This window comes from Paenibacillus sp. R14(2021) (assembly GCF_019431355.1).
In the GTDB taxonomy this organism is placed as follows: domain Bacteria; phylum Bacillota; class Bacilli; order Paenibacillales; family Paenibacillaceae; genus Paenibacillus_Z.
The window spans coordinates 4290960-4308781 of record NZ_CP080269.1 but is presented as its reverse complement, the minus strand read 5'-3'; the positions used below and the strand labels follow the sequence as shown (position 1 = coordinate 4308781).

The window sequence follows — 17822 nt, the reverse complement described above, 5'->3', positions numbered from 1 at the left end:
AAAAATTTCATGTAATATTGTAAATTACGACATTATTATTTACTGTGTAAAATTCTTGCTTTTAAATTACGTAAAACAGCAACCATGGGCTTGAATAACCGTTCTAGACTTCCGTTATCCAATCTTCCCGCGTACAAAAAAAAGCACCAAAATGGTGCTTCTTACACTGAATAAATTATGCTCTCCATACTTAAAGTTAATAAAATCAATAACCTCTTCTTGTGTGATATCTTGAAGGTGACGATAATTTTCGATTAGATCTTGCTCACTAGCTAGGCCATGATACAATTTGGCATTTCGATCGATAACTAGCCAGTTTAAATCGATTAAAAAGTTAGCAAGATTCACCAGCACTTCAAACAACGGCTTGGCCCTTCCTATCTCAATCTCGCTCAGAGTCCCTTGTGACAGGCGGAGACCGAACCGTGTATCCCACTATCTGTTAGCCCCTAGTCTAGTCACATGGGCGATATTAGGTAGGAGCACGCTAACAGGTTATTAAGCTACTAAAGCGTAGTTTTGTTGATGTTTGCCGTTTAATAGGCTTTGGCGTTGATGAAGCGGACGCTCCCAGCTACTATCGAATCCATAAACGTAAAAAACAATTAAAGCAAATGTTTGCCGCGACGGCAAACTTATGGTTTAAAGAAAGCCCCGTCCTCATGAGGACGGGGCTTTCATGGTGGAGGCGAGGGGATTTGAACCCCTGTCCGAAGACAACGCCACACAGGCTTCTACGGGTGTAGTCACGGTATTGATGTCACCCTTTAAACTCCATCTTCATTCACATGAAGAATCTCCAAGCGTTAAGACAGATGTACAAACCTCACCGTTCCTCACTGAATAATATACCTTATTAATGAAAAGAGGGGTGAGGGATATCAAAACGTTTAAGGCAAGCTTAAAAGGAAGAAACGAAGTACCTCCTGTAAGGACAAATTCTACAGGAAATGCTGTTTTTCGGCTTAACAGTGCTGGTGATAAGTTATTTTTTCGGTTAGTTATTCAAAATATAAAGAAAGTAACCCAAGCCCATATTCATCTTGGGCGAAGAGGCGAAAACGGTCCCGTAGTAGCCTTTCTATGCGGGCCCTCGAAATTTGGCATTTCCGTAAAACGAGGAGTTATTCGGGGAACCCTGACTCAAAATGATTTAGTCGGCCCTCTAAGCGGAAAGACGATTCGTGATCTAGTTCTTCAAATCGAAAGCGGCAACGCATATGCTAATGTACACACCATAAAAAATCCAAATGGAGAAATTCGCGGCCAAATCAAATCGTAAATCCCTCATTCATCTCGGAACCACACAAAAAAGCCGACCTCATGCGGTCGGCTTTCTTCATGGTGGAGGCGAGGGGATTTGAACCCCTGTCCGAAGACAACGCCACACAGGCTTCTACGGGTGTAGTCACGGTATTGATGTCACCCGAGCGTCGTCCCGTAACCGACTACGCGTTGGGTCAGCCTGATTATCTTCTTCTAATCGACCCCAGGCGGAGACCAATCAGCGTATCCCACTAAAGGTTAGCCCCTATCCTGCCACATGGGCGATGGAAGGTAGAAGCCGCGTCACAGGTTATTAAGCTGCGAAAGCGAGTTGTTGTTGTTGTTTGCCGTTTAATAGGCTTTAGCGTTGATGAAGCGGACGCTCCCCACTACCCGCAACCCATGCTCGAACTATCCCCGTCGAATCCATAAACGCCCCCAATATCGCATAAACGGTACCTTGCTCGCCGTTTAGCAGGTCAGACGCTCCGACGACTAGATGAAGCCCGGCAAGCCGGTCGTTCATCGCTTCAAGAGCATGTCAAACAATCTTTCGTTCCTGTTGCTCACTTAGTATACCACAGGTGCAGCAGGAATAAGTCAATGTCTTGCTGGAAGTCATGGCGGCGTTCTCCATCGTTTCCATTAGCACCGCTAATTAGCGGGCAACCTTCTGCTTCTCGCGCAGCGCGCGCTGAATGTCGCGTTGTGCGTCCTTCTTCGCGGCCGTTTCGCGCTTGTCGTACTGCTTCTTCCCTTTGCCAAGTCCGATCAGCAGTTTTGCGTAACCGTTCTTCACGTAGATCTTAAGCGGAACGATGGCATAGCCCTCTTGCTTGGACAAACCAAGCAGCTTATGAATCTGCGACTTGTGAAGCAGCAATTTGCGGGCCCTTGTCGGGTCCATGGGATTGCTACGGTTCCCTTGCTCGAAGTAGCTGATATGCATGTTGTGGATAAAAATCTCGCCGTTTCGGATCGTTGCGAATGCATCACTGATATTCGCCTTACCCATCCGCAGCGACTTGATCTCGCTCCCCATCAATACTATGCCCGCTTCAAAGGTATCCTCGATGAAATAGTCATGGGAAGCCTTCTTATTCTGCGCGAGCTGTTTGCCTTCGCTCTTCTTCGCCATGCCGTTCACCTCTCCCATTGTCGTTCATCCGCTACGGCCCGTCCTTCTTGCCTGCAGCCAAGCAAAAAAAAGGACTTCTAACCGCAGCTAGAAGTCCATTGTAACAACTTTGCGTAGTGAAATCAAGATTTGGAAAAGCTCTCGAAAACCGCATCCTACTTGCGTTTCTTGCGGACGAAGACTGCCGTGGCGTTATTGGCTCCGCCACTGCTCTTCTTCTTGCGCGGACGCGAGCTGCCGCTGGCGGATCCTGCGCTGCCGCTAGGCGCTGCTTGGAGCTGCTGGCCGTTGTCCGGGCTGCTGGACTTCTTCTTGCGGCGCGAGCCTGTACCGCCGCCGCTCTGACCAGCATTGCCGCCAGCCGCGTCACCGCTGCCGCCAGAACCTTGGGCTTGGCGCGAAGCACCTCCGCGACCTGTGCCCGAGGGCTTGCTGCCGCTTCGGCTTCCGCCGCCAAACCCGCGATCCCCGCCGCCTGAGCGGCCTCGACCGCCTCCGCCGCTGCGGCCATTGCGCGAACGGTATGCATCATCCGGATCTTCACCGTAGTCCTTCAGAGAGCCGGCATTATGAACCGGCAAGCCCCACATATCCTTGCGGATGGCTTTGCGCGGACGTTCGCCGCCGCCGTTTGCTAGCGGCGTAGCACCTGCCTCGCCGCCGCTTTCGTTACCGATCAGACGATTCAAATTATAATCGTCTTCGGGCTTCCAGGCGCGCTGGTCGCGCGCGCTTGGCGCTGGCGCCGCTCCGCCTGCTGTGCCGCTGGCCGGCTGGCCGCCGTGCTCGTCGCGGCTGCCCCGCCGGCGGCCACCGCGCCGCTCCGCCGCAGCTGCGCCGCCGGCACCTTCGCCGCTGCGCGGCCCGCGTCCCCGCGGACCGCTGCTGTCGCGGCCGGCTGCGCCCCGACCGCCGCGGCCCTCGCCGCGCGAAGCGCCCCCGCGCGGCTCGCGCACGGCACTCCGCTGCGCGGAGCCGCCGTCGCGGCCTGCTCCGCCTCGGCCGCCCCGACCGCCGCTGCGCGATGATCCGCTGCGGCTGCCAAGCCCCAGCTCCCGCGCGGCGTCTGCGCTGTCCGCATTCAAGTTCTCGAGCATCTCGAAATCGATCGTATGCTCATCCATGTTCACCCGCGCTACGCGGATGCGCACTTCATCGCCGATCCGGAACGTCTTCGACGTACGTTCGCCGATGAGCAGCATATGCTGCTCGTGGAAGTGGTAGTAATCGTCCGAGAGGTCGCTCAGACGAATCAGCCCCTCGACCGTATTCGGCAGCTCCACGAAGATACCAAAGCTCGTTACGCTGCTGATGATGCCTTCGAATTCCTCGCCGACCTTATCCAACATGAACTCGCATTTCTTCAACTTCTCCGTATCGCGCTCAGCATCGACGGCCACGCGCTCCCGCTCGGAAGATTGCTGCGCGATGTCCGGCATCCGCGCGGCCAATGCCTCTTGGCGCGGATCCGACAATGTGCCGCCGTTCTCCAATACCTCCCGCATCACGCGGTGGATGACCAGATCCGGATACCGCCGAATCGGCGAGGTAAAGTGCGAATAGAACTCCGCCGCCAGACCAAAATGCCCCAGGCTCTCCGCATCGTATTTGGCCTGCTTCATGGAACGCAGCATCACCGTCGAGATAACCGTCTGCTCCTTGGAGCCGCGCACATCCTCAAGCAGCGTCTGCAAGGCACGCGGATGAATGACGCTGCCGCCTTTACCCTTGATCGTATAACCGAAATTCGCCGCAAACTGCACGAAATGCAGCAGCTTTTCTTGATCCGGATTATCATGCGTCCGGTATAAGAACGGCACCTTCAGCCAGTAGAAATGCTCTGCCACCGTTTCATTGGCCGCAAGCATGAACTCTTCAATAATGGATTCCGCAATGGAGCGCTCGCGTTTAACGATATCGACCGCTTTGCCGTCGCTGTCTACGATGACTTTGGCTTCCACGAAGTCGAAATCGATCGCGCCGCGCTTCATGCGCATACCGCGAAGACGCATCGCCAGCTCCTCCATCAGCTTGAACGTATCCACCAGCTCGGCGTAACGCGCCGTCACTTCCTCATCCTCGTTCTGGAGGATTTTGCGTACGTTCGTATAGGTCATCCGTTCTTTCGTCCGAATGACGCTCGTAAATACATCATGACGCACCCGCTTGAGCGTCGTCGCGTCAAACTCCATTTCGCAGGACATCGTCAGACGGTCCACTTGTGGATTCAGCGAGCAAATCCCGTTCGACAAGCGGTGCGGCAGCATCGGGATAACCCGATCAACGAGATAAACGCTGCAACCGCGGCGATACGCCTCTTGATCAAGGGCAGAATTCTCCGGCACGTAATAGCCGACGTCCGCAATATGGACGCCAAGCACGTAGTTGCCGTTCTCCAATCGCTCGATGTTAACTGCATCGTCAAGGTCTTTGGCATCCTCGCCATCGATGGTGACGATCACCTTGCCGCGCAAATCGCGGCGTCCCTGCCGCACGATTTCGTCCTCCGTTATGGAGTCGGGCGCAGCCTCGGCTTCCGCCATCACTTCATCCGGGAAGCTCTCCGGCAGCTGATGCTTGCGAATAATAGAGAGAATATCGATGCCCGGATCGTCCTTATGTCCGAGCACTTCAATAATCTCGCCTTCCGCGGCAGCACGCCCTTCAGGGTAGGAAACGATGCGGGCTACGACCTTCTGGCCTGTAACCGCACCGCGAAATCCGCCCTGCGGGATGAAAATATCCCGATTGATGCGTTTATCATCCGGCAGCACGAAGCCGTATGACTCGTGGTTCTGAAACGTACCAACGATTTGCGTGACCGCCCGCTCCACGATGCGGACAACCTCGCCCTCCATCCGGCCGCCCGCCGCGCTGCGCGACGTAATTCGGACGAGCACGATATCGCCGTTCATGGCGCTCTTCAGATCATTGGCGCCGATGTACACGTCGCCATGTCCCTTGTCCTCAGGAATGAGGAAAGCAAATCCCTTCGCATGCGCTTGAACGCGTCCGCGCACCAGATGCATCCGTTCGGGCAGACCATACCGGTCATTTGCGTTCCGTACGATCTTCCCCTCATTCTCCAGCTCATTCAGCAGAACGAGAAACGAGCGGAACGATTCCGCGTTGCCCGCGCCGCCAAACTGCTTATCCAACTCTTGATACGTCATCGGCTTGTACGTTTGCTCGCGCATATATTCAAGCAGCTGCTGCTCTGTTACCATAATTCTTCACCTCATAATAATACCGCGATGCCGTCTTGCTTGATTTTTTGCAGCAGTCGGTTAATAGATTGCCATATACTATATAGTATACACGAAAGGACACGCTACCATCCGCGTCAGCCCGGTTAAATCACAAATTTACCCTTTCGTCATTACCCTGTAAACATCTTCCAAGCGTAATATGCAACAAAAAAAGCGGGCCTTAAGCCCGCTTTCGTTCTTATCATTAAACTTTAACCAAGTAAGCAACAATCAGCGCCGAAATAAAGAAGCCTGCTGCTGCCGCAACGGTTAGACGCTGCAGAAACAGATCCAAGCCGCGCGCTTTCGTTTTACCAAACAGATGCTCGGCACCGCCGGAGATTGCACCAGAAAGTCCAGCGCTTTTCCCTTTTTGAAGCAGAACCACGCAGATCAAAGCAAGCGCGAAAATAATAAGTATAATTTTAAACGTAATAGCCATCGTTCCACCTCCTGCACAAGGAGCAAATTTGTCGTTTGCCGCTGCCTTGTCAATAGAGGGGACAAGACCTAGAAACAGCATTCTTATTGTAGCATAGGCCCCCAGCGAATACAAGCTAGCAGATTTTATCCTGCTGCCACCGGGCAAATTCACAGCAGCAGCCGATTTATTTAATGCCGTTACTCAAAAAGGCTTGGTGCGCATTCATGCGCAGGGAATAACCGCTAGATCTTTTCTTAGATTAGAGATCACCGTCTACGTTGCATGCAGGCGCGTCAAGATGCTGAAGGACTCATACCGAGTCTCACAGCATCCCGTTATCGCAGAAGAAAGCTAAGCTGGTCTTCGCGCTTTCCAGCGAGGAGCGCTCGAATTCTTCCTGCTCCACGATGAAATACTGAATGCCCGCCTGCTCCGCAACGGCAAAGACGCTCTTCAGGTCTACGACGCCATTGCCGACTTCCGTGTCGCTGCGGCCTTGACCAAAATCCTTAAAATGCACCAGGGGCACGCGGCCGGCATACCGCCTCACGTAATCGACCGGACTCTGTCCGCCCATATGCACCCAGCCTAAATCAAATTCCGCAACCATAAATTCTTCCGAAACCATCTCCAGCAGCATATCGATAATCGGCTTGCTGTTTACCTGCTTGAATTCAAAATCATGATTATGGTAGCCATAGATGAGGCCGGCTTCCTTCACCTGCTTGCCTGCAGCCTCCAGGATCACAGCCAGCTTCGAAACATCCTCTTCCGTCGGATTCTCCGGCAGCGGTGCCCATGGCGTCACGATATACTTGAGCCCAAGCTCCTTGGCATATTCGATTTGCTTCGCAAGATCCTTCTTGATCTTGTCCGGTTCACCGAAATTCAGCGCTACATGCGCGGATGGCGCTTCCAAGCCAAGCTCGTCCAGCAGCGCCTTCAGTTCCTCCGCAGGCGTATTGAAATAGCCCGCGAACTCCACGGCTTTATAGCCCATTTCCGCCACTTTGCGTATTGTACCCCGAAAGTCCTTCTCCGTCTGATCGCGAAGCGTGTACAACTGTAAGCCCACCACTGGTTTTGCCACGATATCCACCTCGTATACGAGTTTAATCCGCTCCTGCACGCCCCAATAAAAAGAGGAGAGCAGCAGGCCCTTGCGCCCTGCGTCTCTCCCCTAATTATAACCAACGTCCCGGGCGAACCTACCTCGCCGGAGGGTTGTTATTTTTTAAAGTTTTTCAAGTTGTAAAACGCGCTTTTGCCGGCGTATTGTGCCGTGGAGCCCAATTGGTCTTCGATGCGAAGCAATTGGTTGTATTTTGCAACGCGGTCCGTACGGGACGGAGCGCCTGTTTTGATTTGGCCAGCATTTGTCGCTACAGCGATGTCAGCGATCGTGCTGTCTTCGGACTCACCGGAACGGTGGGAGATTACAGCTGTATAGCCTGCGCGTTTTGCCATTTCGATCGCATCGAATGTTTCCGTCAGCGAGCCGATTTGGTTAACTTTAACGAGGATAGAGTTACCTACACCCTTGTCGATACCGTCAGACAGGCGCTCTGTGTTCGTTACGAACAAGTCATCGCCAACGAGCTGTACTTTGCCGCCCAATTTGTCAGTGAGCAATTTCCAACCTTCCCAATCATCTTCGGAACAGCCGTCTTCGATTGTGATGATCGGATATTTGTCTGCCCACGAAGCAAGCAGGTCAACGAATTCAGCGGAAGTGAAGGAACGACCTTCGCCTTCGAGGTGGTATTTGCCGTCTTTGTAGAACTCCGTGGAAGCTACGTCCATGCCGAGGAATACGTCAACGCCCGGCTTGTAACCTGCGCGCTCGATTGCGGAGATGATCGTTGTAATGGCTTCTTCGTTGGAGCCCAGGTTCGGTGCGAAACCGCCTTCGTCGCCAACAGCTGTGTTCAGGCCTTTGTCTTTCAGAACCGATTTCAGGTTGTGGAAGATTTCTGCGCCGATACGAAGCGCTTCTTTAAAGCTCTCAGCGCCGACTGGCAGTACCATGAACTCTTGAACGTCGATGTTGTTGTCGGCATGCTCGCCGCCGTTTACGATGTTCATCATTGGAACTGGAAGCGTCTTGGCGTTGAATCCGCCCAGGTATGTGTAAAGCGGTACATCAAGCGCATCAGCAGCAGCGCGTGCAGTTGCCATGGATACCGCAAGAATCGCGTTTGCACCCAGGTTGCCTTTGTTGTGCGTGCCGTCCAGTTGAATCATTTTGCGGTCGATCAGCACTTGGTCAAGCGCGTCCAAGCCGATGATTTCCGGTGCGATGATCGTATTTACGTTCTCAACGGCTTTCAGAACGCCTTTGCCGAGGTAACGGGATTTGTCGCCGTCACGAAGCTCAACCGCCTCGTAAGCACCTGTGGATGCGCCGGATGGCACGATTGCGCGGCCTTTGCCGCCGGACTCCAGCATAACTTCAACTTCTACCGTAGGGTTACCGCGGGAATCCAGCACTTCGCGTGCATAAACGTCAGTAATGATAGACATGTTCGAAACACTCCTTCATAAGTTATCGTTTGGTATCGACCGGGTGCACCGCGGAAGCGGCACAGCCAGGCCGGAACATTATCGTATAGATTTTACTTGATCTCTTCGCCTTGGACAAGCGACTGGCCGGTCATTTCTTCCGGCTGCTTAAGTCCTGCAAAATGCAGAATCGTCGGCGCGATATCGGCCAGGATGCCGCCTTCGCGAAGCGGACCCACTTGTTTGGTTACGATGAACGGAACCGGATTGGTCGTATGGGCCGTGAATGGACGGCCGTTCTCATCAATGACCATATCTGCATTGCCATGGTCCGCCGTAATCAAGCAGACGCCGCCTTTGGCAAGAACGGCTTCAACAACTTGGCCCAGACAGGCATCCGTTGCTTCGACAGCCTTGATCGTTGGCTCCAGCATACCGGAGTGACCAACCATGTCAGGGTTTGCGAAGTTCAGGATGATGACGTCCTGACGGTCGTTCTCAATTTCGTTCACAGCAGCAGCCGCAACTTCGTATGCACTCATTTCCGGCTTCAGGTCATAGGTTGCGACCTTTGGCGATGGAATGAGAATACGCGTCTCGCCCGGCAGCTCGTGATCGCGTCCGCCGCTGAAGAAGAAGGTTACATGCGGGTATTTCTCGGTCTCGGCAATACGCAGCTGACGCTTGTTGTTCTGCACGAGCACCTCGCCCAGCGTGTTATCCAAGTTCTTCGGCTTATACGCAACAAACCCGCCTACCGTTTCGCTGAACAGCGTGAGGCAGACAAAATACAGGTTTTGCGGTGCTTTCGGCCCGCGGTCGAAGCCGCGGAAATCGCTGTTCGTAAACACTTGCGACAGCTGAATGGCACGGTCAGGACGGAAGTTGAAGAAGATGACCGCATCTTCCGATTCCACGACGCCCACTGGGCTGCCGTCTTCTTTGACGATAACCGTCGGCATCACGAATTCGTCGTATACCGACTTCTCGTACGATTCGGTAACCGCTTTGATTGGGTCGGTATATTGCGGGCCATCGCCGTACACCATGGCGCGGTACGATTTCTCGGTACGCTCCCAGCGCTTGTCGCGGTCCATGGCATAATAGCGGCCTTGCACGGTCGCGATTTTACCTACGCCGACCTCTTGAATCTTCGCCGTCAGCTGCTCCAGGTAACCCTTCGCACTGTCAGGCGAAACGTCGCGGCCATCCAAGAATGCATGGATGTACACTTCCGTCAGCTCTGCCTTCTTCGCCAGATCGAGCAGCGCGAACAAATGCGCGATATGGCTGTGAACGCCTCCGTCCGATAGGAGCCCGTACAGATGCAGCTTCTTGCCGTTTGCTTTCACGTGTTGAATGGCACCCATAAGCGTCTCGTTGTCAAAAAATTCGCCGTCGCGGATCGATTTGCTAATCCGAGTCAGATCCTGATACACGATGCGGCCTGCGCCGATGTTCAGGTGTCCTACCTCAGAGTTACCCATTTGGCCTTCCGGCAAACCTACCGCCTCGCCGCTCGCCGTGAGCGTCGTGTGCGGATAAGTCGACCAGTAACGGTCATAGTTCGGTTTGTTCGCTTGCGCGACCGCATTGCCCGTTACATCGTTACGAAGGCCGAAGCCGTCCAAAATAATCAGTGCTACAGGTGCAGTCATCTTGACGATGCCCCCTCGACAAGCTGAATGAAGGAAGCAGGCTCAAGGCTCGCTCCGCCTACCAAGGCGCCGTCGATGTTGGATTGACCCATATATTCGCTGACGTTATTCGGCTTCACGCTGCCGCCGTATTGAATGCGAACCGCATTCGCCGTCGCTGCATCGTACAAACCTGCAATAATGCCGCGAATGAACGCGATAACGTCTTCTGCATCTGCGGAAGTCGAGGATTTGCCTGTTCCGATTGCCCAAATCGGCTCGTACGCTACGACCACTTCAGCCGCTTGCCCAGCCGACAGGCCTTGGAACGCCGCCGTTGTCTGCACTTGGCACACGTTCTTCGTTTGTTCCGCTTCGCGCTCTTCGAGCTTCTCGCCTACGCAGACGATCGGCGTCAAGCCGTGCTTGAAGGCAGCGTGAACTTTCTTGTTCACGATCTCATCCGACTCCGCGAAATAGGCGCGGCGTTCGGAGTGGCCGATAATGGCGTATTTCACACCAAGATCCTTCAGCATGATGCCGCTGATTTCACCCGTGTAAGCGCCGTTGTCTTCGAAGTGAACATTTTGCGCGCCAATGGCGATCGTTGTTCCCTTCGCAGCTTCGACAAGCGCAGGCAGTGTTGTATACGGCGCACAGATGACGGTCTCGACACCGGCAACCTCGGCTTTGCCTTTTACATCCGCAAAGAATGACGTCGCTTCGGAAACCGTTTTGAACATTTTCCAGTTACCCGCAATAATTGGTTTACGCATCGTCTTTATCGCTCCTTCAGCTTACTTATCGTTCAGTGCAACAACGCCTGGAAGCGCCTTGCCTTCCATGAATTCCAAGGAAGCGCCGCCGCCTGTGGAAATGTGGTCCATTTTATCAGCCAAGTTGAACTTCTCCGCTGCAGCAGCGGAGTCGCCGCCGCCGATGACGGTATACGCGGACGTATCCGCGCATGCTTGCGCTACCGCGCGCGTACCGTGCGAGAACGGCTCGATTTCGAACACGCCCATCGGTCCATTCCACACAACGAGTTTGGAGTTTTTGATGACATCCGCGTACAGCTCGCGCGTCTTCGGTCCGATGTCGATGCCTTCCCAATCCGGCAGAATGCCGTCAACGTCTACGATTTTGGTGTTTGCGCTTGCGCTGAAATCATCCGAAATCACGATATCGACCGGCAGGTAGAAGTTCTTGCCTTGCGCTTTAGCCTTCTCGATGAATTCGAGCGCCAGGTCTAACTTAGAGTTATCGCACAGCGATTGACCGATTTCATGGCCTTGCGCCTTGAAGAACGTGTAGGACAAGCCGCCGCCGATGATGATGTTGTCCGCGATTTCGATCATTTTGTTGATGACATCGATTTTGTCCTTAACCTTTGATCCGCCTACGATCGCCGTGAACGGACGCTCAGGGTTCAACAACGCTTTGCCCAGGACATCCAGCTCTTTCTCCATCAGCAAGCCGGATACGGCTGGCAGGAAGTGCGCAATGCCTTCTGTCGATGCGTGCGCGCGGTGAGCGGCGCCGAAAGCATCGTTAACGAACAGATCAGCCAGCTCGGCAAAAGCTTTCGCCAGTTCCGGATCGTTCTTCTCTTCGCCTTCATAGAAACGAACATTCTCAAGCAGCAGCACGTCGCCGGCTTGAAGCTCGGCAACTTTAGCCTTCACCGCATCGCCGATTGCTTCGTCGGTTTTCACGACAGGCTTATCAAGCAGTTGGGACAAGCGCACGCCGGCTTGCGTCAGACGCATGCTCTCCACGACTTGACCTTTCGGACGGCCCAGGTGGCTCGCCAAAATCACTTTCGCGCCGTTCTCGATCAGATACTTGATGGTAGGCAGCGTCTCGCGGATCCGCGTATCGTCCGTAATCGCACCGTTTTCCATTGGAACGTTAAAATCCACACGAACAAATACACGTTTACCAGCGACTTCAACGTCACGTACACTCTTCTTGTTCATAAGCAGAAATCCTCCCGGGTACCCAAGCCGCCACGAGGCGGAAAAAAGGTCAAAGTATATTCAAATTCTCCAAGCTATCCATCCCGCTGTCCGCGGATATCTATCTTTGTCGTATATGTGTAGTGACGCCGCAGGCGTCATGCCCTGTGGTGCTGCAGGCGTCATGCCCTGTGGTGCCGCAGGAGCCATGCTTTAAAGGTTCCAGCAGGGAACCGCCATACGCCCCTCCGAGCATCAGCGAAGCGCCGATGCGGCCATCCCGCTCCCGCGAGACCACCCTCGAATCTCTTGACCTTCCCTAGGGAGCGCCAAAATGAGAGCTTACGCCCCGTGGAGCCCCGCAGGGCGGAACAAAAAGGGCGTATGGCGGGCCCCCGTAAACCACCGCGAAGGAGCTGCATCAAGCAGCTCCTTCGCCAAACATCGGGTGTCCAGAGGGGAACCCTTGGAATCCCCCTTTATAAGGGGGACTTAGGGGGATCGCCTTACAGGCCTTTCGATGCGATATATGCAGCCAGGTCAACGACGCGGTTCGAGTAGCCCCACTCGTTGTCGTACCAAGAGATAACTTTAACCATGTTGCCTTCAACAACCATTGTCGACAAAGCGTCGATCGTGGAAGAAGCAGGGTCGTGGTTGTAATCGCTCGATACAAGCGGCTCTTCGGAGTAGTTCAAGATGCCTTTAAGGGAAGTGTTCGCTGCATCTTTCAGCGCTGCGTTAACTTCTTCAACCGTAACGTTTACTTTCAGTTCAGCAACCAGGTCGGTTACGGATACGTTAGGCGTAGGTACGCGCATTGCCATACCGTTCAATTTGCCTTTCAGCTCAGGCAGTACAAGGGATACCGCTTTTGCAGCGCCTGTGGAAGAAGGAATGATGTTTTCTGCGGCAGCGCGAGCACGGCGCAGGTCTTTATGTGGAACGTCAAGCACGGATTGATCGTTCGTGTACGAGTGAATCGTCGTCATCATACCTTTTGTGATACCGAATTTGTCGTTAAGAACTTTCGCGAATGGCGCAAGGCAGTTCGTTGTGCAAGATGCGTTGGAGATAATGGTGTGAGCAGCTGCATCGTATTTGTCTTCGTTAACGCCCATTACAATCGTAATGTCTTCGTTGGAAGCTGGAGCGGAGATGATTACTTTCTTCGCGCCGCCTTTCAAGTGAAGCTCGGCTTTTTCTTTCGCTGTGAAAATACCAGTGGATTCTACAACGATTTCAGCGCCTACGGATGCCCAAGGAAGGTTCTCAGGGTTGCGTTCAGCAAAAACTTTGATTTCACGGCCGTTTACGATCAGGGCGCCTTCTTTAGCTTCAACCGTACCGTCCAATTGACCATGAGTCGTGTCATATTTCAGCAGGTGAGCCAGTGTATTCGTGTCTGTCAAATCATTAACAGCCACCACTTCTACATTAGGGTTGTTCAGCGCTGCGCGGAACACGTTACGACCGATACGACCAAATCCGTTAATACCAACTTTTACCATTTTGTTTGCCTCCTAGACATAATTTCATTTATCTCAAGACGAGAATCGGCGGCAGCCGTTCAGCCGTCCCCAATCCGTCAAGATCACATCATTGGTTCTTTATCAATAATTGCCGCGATCTCAAGTGCCGCTGCTTCATCCGTTACAAGCACATCGTCGTGTCCGAATCGCATGACAGCAGCGATGGCTTCTCCTTTGCTTCGGCCGCCCGCAACCGCGATGACGACCTCGGTGTCCATAATGTCCTCCAGCCGTAAGCCGGCAGTCAGCATCTTATGAACGACAGCCCCGTTTCGGTCAAAATAATACCCAAACGATTCTGCAAGCGCCCCTTCCGCTTTGATCGCTTCCACTACCGTAGCATCCACGCGTCTTCTCCGAGCCATTACGATAGCGTCCCCGATCCCATGGATCACGATGCGGGATTTGCGAATCACTTCCACAATCTCCCTCACGTTCGGCTCCTGCATCAGCGACGTGTACGCGTCCTCGCCTAAATGATCAGGCACGTGAAGCATTCGGTACTGCGCGCCTGTTCGCTTGGCCATGGTAGAGACGATCGTGTTGGCTTGATAGTCCACGCTTTCGCCAAGGCCGCCTCTTGCCGGGACGAACAGATTCCCCTTGAGCGGAACCTGCGAGGTCAATTGATTAGCCACCTGAGCGAGCGTCGACCCGCCGGTGACGGCAATGACATCATTGTCCTTCATGACTTTGCCCAGTACGCTGCAGCCCGCACGTCCAAGCTCCCGCTTCGTTGCCGCTGACTCATCCGCATCACCCGACACGATCATGACCTGCTGCAGGCCAAAATGCCTGCGTATCTTCTCTTCGAGCTCCGATAAGCCGAACATCGCCTTATAAAACGGCTCCATCTCTTCTAATAGACGCTTCCCAGCTTCGCTGATCCGCATACCCGCGGCATCGATAATAAGAAGCTCCTGTGCTTTCAGAAAGTCCGTCTCTGCTCGAAGCACCCGTTCCGTCATCTCAAGCGATGCAGCCAATGAACGCCGGCCGATCATATCCGAGAGCATCACCTGGCGAAGAATGAGATACCGTTTCCTCATTACGACAAGCAAATCCGGCAGAAGCTGCTGCTGTATAGCAATTAGAGACTGCATTGTTCAACATCAACTCCTGCTGCAATTAAAACTGCATTGTCGATCTATTGAGATGGACTTAAAATGTCCCGCATGCTCCTTTTAAGTCCCACAGCTATTGTAACTCAAACCTTCGGCAGGAGCAAGATGCGTTTCTTCTAAGTAACCGTTTACTGTCACAATTTACTCAACATTTATTTTCAAAACAGGCTTGCGTTTCTTCTTATAATCACATATAATAATCCATGCTGTCACTTTGCGCCCGTGGTCCAATGGATATGACGTAGGCCTCCGGAGCCTGAGATCGAGGTTCAATTCCTCGCGGGCGCGCCATAATAACTTGAAAGCTTCTTACATAATGAAGGACCATCCGTTCACTCGGATGGTCCTTTTTTGCATCCCGACCTCCTGCCGCCACAATCAGCATCTCCAAATCCGTAGTAAAGTAACCTCGCTGCTGTACCTCGTTTCGGGCTCTCCAATCCGTGATTTGACCTTCTTTGACTTTTCAAAGTTTATCCGTTATGATGGGTTTACAAACGGCTCACCATTACTTATTAACTTGCACTTTAGGAGGGATTTACAATGGAAACGATGAATTTCGTACCCATGGTTATTGAGCAAAGCAACCGAGGCGAACGCGCTTACGACATCTACTCCCGTTTGCTGAAGGATCGGATCGTATTCCTTGGCACGCCTGTCAACGATATGGTCGCCAACTCCATTATCGCGCAGTTGTTGTTCCTTGCAGCCGATGACCCGGAAAAAGACATCTCGCTCTACATTAACAGCCCTGGCGGTTCGGTTTCGGCAGGCCTTGCTATTTTTGATACAATGAACTTCATTAAGCCTGAGGTTTCAACAATCTGCGTCGGCATGGCCGCTTCGATGGGCGCTTTCCTGCTCGCAGCAGGCGCTAAAGGCAAACGTTACGCGCTGCCTAACAGCGAGGTTATGATTCATCAACCGCTTGGCGGCGCACAAGGTCAAGCCAGCGACATTGAGATTCGCGCGAAGCACATTCTCAAAACCCGCGATACGCTGAACCGGATTCTGGTTGAACGCACGGGTCAAACGCTTGAGAAAATCGAGCGTGACACGGACCGCGACTATTTCATGTCTGCTGCCGAGGCTGCTGCTTACGGCCTGGTCGACAAAGTGATCGAGAAACTGTAAGATTCATTGCCTTTATGAAAAAGAGCGTTAATCCTTAACGGGATTAACGCTTTTTTGATGCTGACCGAAGTAAATTTTACATGTAAATCACATTTTTTAGGTTTTGTCAACAATCGTTTAACTGGCTGAATGCTTAACGACTGCTTATTAAAACCATGTTAATATAAATGTACTAAATGATCCTAACCTCTCAGACCCTTTGGCTACGCTTTGGAAATCTATAAAACGGAGTTGCACACGCATGAAACTTACGAATCCATTCGCAAGCGTGCGAAATTTCATTCGATCTAACGACTCAGGCAATCATCTCACGCCATTCGCACCCACGTTCGAACCAAATTTTCAGCCTGCCTCTTCAGAGCATGATATGCATAATTTATTTTTACCGATGCAAGACAAGTCTCTATTGCTGCGTCCGCTTAGCGATACTCATCTTACTGAAGTGTATCAAGAAGCAAGAGCCATGCGCCTTTCCGAGGAGTTTATCGCCTTGATTGAACAAGCCATGATCCAGCGGGGTCTTTCAGTTGAGGAACGCAAGTCATTGGCCTAATGGCATTGATTACAATAAAGGCAGGTCACGCTACCAATGGGAGCGTGACCTGCCTTCTTTTATTTCCACTATTGCATTTCGTAAACGACGGTTATGTCGGTCGACACGGTGATCTCGCCTACCTGCACGCTCGTGCCGGCTGCTTTTCCCGCATCGTCAGCAGCTGCCATCGCATTCTGCCCGATGAAGATCGGACCGCTGTTGACGTTATTTTGCGAAATGTTGATGACTTCCTTCACCTGCTTACCTGCAGCCTTCGCCAGTGTTTCGGCCTTCGCTTTCGCATTCGCCATCGCTTTATCAAGTGCTTGCAGCTCGTATTGATCCTGCTTCTCTGTATCAAACTGTACGCCGTCAACCCGATTCGCGCCCGATGCGGACAAATCATCCAGCAGCTTGCCAATGCCGTCCAGGTCCCGAGTCGTCACGCGGATATTGTGCACTGCCAAATAGCCTTTGATCTTGCTCGTGCCGTCCTTGCTGTTGTATTCATATTCCGGCTGCACGGAGAAGCCCGTTGTCTTCACGTCCTTTGCTGCCACCTTGTACGTATCGTAGAGCAGCTTCGTGAGTCCCGCGAACTGAGCAGCATTCTTCGACTGCGCGTCTTTCGCGGAGGCAGCCCGCGTCTCGACAGCTACGGTCAAATATGCTACGTCAGGCGCTGCCTGAATCTTGCCGCTACCCGCTACCGTAATGGTGCTCTTCTGAAGCACAGCGTTATTATCCACTGCATACACCTCACTGCTTCCATGCCCCGACACGCCGAACATTGCTCCCGCTCCAACAGCCAGCGCCAATACCGGTACCAGCAGCCACTTGGGTTTCACCATCATTATCACTCGCCCCTTTTTGTTAATATTAGTCATTCTTCTACTATGACGCATCCTGTATCCCCGAAGTTGCGGGCGAGCCGGCATAAACAGAAAAAAACCCCCGTTAGGGAGTTTCCTCGTATCGATCTAGCGGCTTAAACAGACCGCTGCACCGGTATTATTGGTTCTCGAGCTCTTCCTTGCTGACCAGATTGACTAAAGCGGTTACAGCTTGGTCGGCATCCGAACCTTCCGCGCTAATCGTTACCTCAGTACCTGAACTGATTGCAAGGCTCATAATCCCCATAATCGATTTTGCGTTCACTTTTTTATCGTCTTTCTCTACAAAGACCTCGGAAGAAAACTTGTTCGCTTCCTGAACAAAAAGTGCGGCCGGTCTTGCATGAAGACCTGTCTTCAGTCGAACGACAACCGGATGCCTTGTCATGGAAACCTTACCCCCTATACTTAATTCAACCCTGCTTACATGC

The 17822-nt window shown here is 52.8% G+C and carries 16 protein-coding genes, 1 tRNA gene and 1 other RNA gene; 4 read left to right on the top strand and 14 right to left on the bottom strand.

The annotated features are described in order from the left end of the window. Window positions 1-114 precede the first annotated feature (114 nt). A complete protein-coding gene (locus KXU80_RS20105; RefSeq protein WP_219834945.1) occupies window positions 115-363 on the bottom strand; it encodes a hypothetical protein in 249 nt (82 codons plus the stop codon). 496 nt (window positions 364-859) lie between these two features. Between KXU80_RS20105 and KXU80_RS20100 the strand changes: the two genes are divergently transcribed. Beyond that, entirely contained in the window at window positions 860-1282 is a 423-nt protein-coding gene (locus KXU80_RS20100; protein WP_219834944.1) for a CHRD domain-containing protein, read from the top strand. Window positions 1283-1342: 60 nt separating this feature from the next. Here KXU80_RS20100 and ssrA read toward each other — a convergent pair. The 11 genes from ssrA to KXU80_RS20045 all read right to left on the bottom strand — a co-directional run bounded on the left by ssrA (window position 1343) and on the right by KXU80_RS20045 (window position 14808). Then, window positions 1343-1706, bottom strand: a transfer-messenger RNA (tmRNA) gene (ssrA, locus tag KXU80_RS20095). A gap of 218 nt (window positions 1707-1924) precedes the next feature. After that, window positions 1925-2404: an SsrA-binding protein SmpB gene (smpB, locus tag KXU80_RS20090; protein ID WP_219839133.1), complete on the bottom strand. Its 480-nt coding sequence runs from the start codon at window positions 2402-2404 to the stop codon at window positions 1925-1927. Window positions 2405-2559: 155 nt separating this feature from the next. Continuing rightward, the gene (rnr, locus tag KXU80_RS20085; protein ID WP_219834943.1) at window positions 2560-5631 is read right to left on the bottom strand and encodes a ribonuclease R; all 3072 of its coding nucleotides are present in this window, start codon (window positions 5629-5631) and stop codon (window positions 2560-2562) included. 226 nt (window positions 5632-5857) lie between these two features. Further along, window positions 5858-6094: a preprotein translocase subunit SecG gene (gene secG, locus KXU80_RS20080; RefSeq protein WP_219834942.1), complete on the bottom strand. Its 237-nt coding sequence runs from the start codon at window positions 6092-6094 to the stop codon at window positions 5858-5860. 304 nt (window positions 6095-6398) lie between these two features. Then, on the bottom strand, window positions 6399-7166 hold the full coding sequence (locus tag KXU80_RS20075) for a sugar phosphate isomerase/epimerase family protein (protein ID WP_219834941.1): 768 nt from the start codon (window positions 7164-7166) through the stop codon (window positions 6399-6401). A 137-nt stretch (window positions 7167-7303) separates the two neighbouring features. Continuing rightward, entirely contained in the window at window positions 7304-8599 is a 1296-nt protein-coding gene (gene eno / locus KXU80_RS20070; protein WP_219834940.1) for a phosphopyruvate hydratase, read from the bottom strand. Between the two features lie 92 nt (window positions 8600-8691). After that, window positions 8692-10236: a 2,3-bisphosphoglycerate-independent phosphoglycerate mutase gene (gene gpmI / locus KXU80_RS20065; RefSeq protein WP_219834939.1), complete on the bottom strand. Its 1545-nt coding sequence runs from the start codon at window positions 10234-10236 to the stop codon at window positions 8692-8694. Beyond that, window positions 10233-10991, bottom strand: a complete 759-nt coding sequence (gene tpiA, locus KXU80_RS20060) for a triose-phosphate isomerase (protein ID WP_219834938.1) — start codon at window positions 10989-10991, stop codon at window positions 10233-10235. The genes gpmI and tpiA overlap by 4 nt, the downstream gene beginning before the upstream one ends. A 21-nt stretch (window positions 10992-11012) precedes the next feature. Continuing rightward, on the bottom strand, window positions 11013-12194 hold the full coding sequence (locus KXU80_RS20055; RefSeq protein ID WP_219834937.1) for a phosphoglycerate kinase: 1182 nt from the start codon (window positions 12192-12194) through the stop codon (window positions 11013-11015). 485 nt (window positions 12195-12679) lie between these two features. Then, window positions 12680-13684, bottom strand: coding sequence for a type I glyceraldehyde-3-phosphate dehydrogenase (gene gap, locus KXU80_RS20050; RefSeq protein WP_219834936.1), 1005 nt, complete (start codon window positions 13682-13684; stop codon window positions 12680-12682). Between the two features lie 83 nt (window positions 13685-13767). After that, window positions 13768-14808, bottom strand: coding sequence for a sugar-binding transcriptional regulator (locus KXU80_RS20045; RefSeq protein WP_219834935.1), 1041 nt, complete (start codon window positions 14806-14808; stop codon window positions 13768-13770). A gap of 237 nt (window positions 14809-15045) precedes the next feature. Here KXU80_RS20045 and KXU80_RS20040 point away from each other — a divergent pair. The 3 genes from KXU80_RS20040 to sda all read left to right on the top strand — a co-directional run bounded on the left by KXU80_RS20040 (window position 15046) and on the right by sda (window position 16516). Next, window positions 15046-15120, top strand: a tRNA-Arg gene (locus tag KXU80_RS20040). A 261-nt stretch (window positions 15121-15381) separates the two neighbouring features. Continuing rightward, window positions 15382-15963: an ATP-dependent Clp endopeptidase proteolytic subunit ClpP gene (gene clpP, locus KXU80_RS20035; RefSeq protein WP_161747342.1), complete on the top strand. Its 582-nt coding sequence runs from the start codon at window positions 15382-15384 to the stop codon at window positions 15961-15963. A gap of 241 nt (window positions 15964-16204) precedes the next feature. Then, a complete protein-coding gene (gene sda / locus KXU80_RS20030) occupies window positions 16205-16516 on the top strand; it encodes a sporulation histidine kinase inhibitor Sda (protein ID WP_219834933.1) in 312 nt (103 codons plus the stop codon). Window positions 16517-16584: 68 nt separating this feature from the next. Here sda and KXU80_RS20025 read toward each other — a convergent pair whose 3' ends face one another. Then, complete coding sequence (locus KXU80_RS20025; RefSeq protein WP_219834932.1) at window positions 16585-17352, bottom strand: SIMPL domain-containing protein; 768 nt, start codon at window positions 17350-17352, stop codon at window positions 16585-16587. 157 nt (window positions 17353-17509) lie between these two features. Beyond that, window positions 17510-17779 carry an HPr family phosphocarrier protein gene (locus tag KXU80_RS20020; RefSeq protein WP_090583454.1) on the bottom strand — a complete coding sequence of 90 codons (270 nt, stop codon included), beginning with the start codon at window positions 17777-17779 and terminating at the stop codon, window positions 17510-17512. Between the last annotated feature and the right edge of the window lie 43 nt (window positions 17780-17822).

Coding starts and splice junctions, on each gene's coding strand:
- KXU80_RS20100 (WP_219834944.1), top strand. CDS start 860: ATGAAAAGAGGGGTGAGGGATATCAAAACGTTTAAGGCAAGCTTAAAA.
- smpB (WP_219839133.1), bottom strand. CDS start 2,404: ATGGCGAAGAAGAGCGAAGGCAAACAGCTCGCGCAGAATAAGAAGGCT.
- rnr (WP_219834943.1), bottom strand. CDS start 5,631: ATGGTAACAGAGCAGCAGCTGCTTGAATATATGCGCGAGCAAACGTAC.
- secG (WP_219834942.1), bottom strand. CDS start 6,094: ATGGCTATTACGTTTAAAATTATACTTATTATTTTCGCGCTTGCTTTG.
- eno (WP_219834940.1), bottom strand. CDS start 8,599: ATGTCTATCATTACTGACGTTTATGCACGCGAAGTGCTGGATTCCCGC.
- gpmI (WP_219834939.1), bottom strand. CDS start 10,236: ATGACTGCACCTGTAGCACTGATTATTTTGGACGGCTTCGGCCTTCGT.
- tpiA (WP_219834938.1), bottom strand. CDS start 10,991: ATGCGTAAACCAATTATTGCGGGTAACTGGAAAATGTTCAAAACGGTT.
- KXU80_RS20055 (WP_219834937.1), bottom strand. CDS start 12,194: ATGAACAAGAAGAGTGTACGTGACGTTGAAGTCGCTGGTAAACGTGTA.
- gap (WP_219834936.1), bottom strand. CDS start 13,684: ATGGTAAAAGTTGGTATTAACGGATTTGGTCGTATCGGTCGTAACGTG.
- KXU80_RS20045 (WP_219834935.1), bottom strand. CDS start 14,808: ATGCAGTCTCTAATTGCTATACAGCAGCAGCTTCTGCCGGATTTGCTT.
- clpP (WP_161747342.1), top strand. CDS start 15,382: ATGAATTTCGTACCCATGGTTATTGAGCAAAGCAACCGAGGCGAACGC.
- sda (WP_219834933.1), top strand. CDS start 16,205: ATGAAACTTACGAATCCATTCGCAAGCGTGCGAAATTTCATTCGATCT.
- KXU80_RS20025 (WP_219834932.1), bottom strand. CDS start 17,352: ATGATGGTGAAACCCAAGTGGCTGCTGGTACCGGTATTGGCGCTGGCT.
- KXU80_RS20020 (WP_090583454.1), bottom strand. CDS start 17,779: ATGACAAGGCATCCGGTTGTCGTTCGACTGAAGACAGGTCTTCATGCA.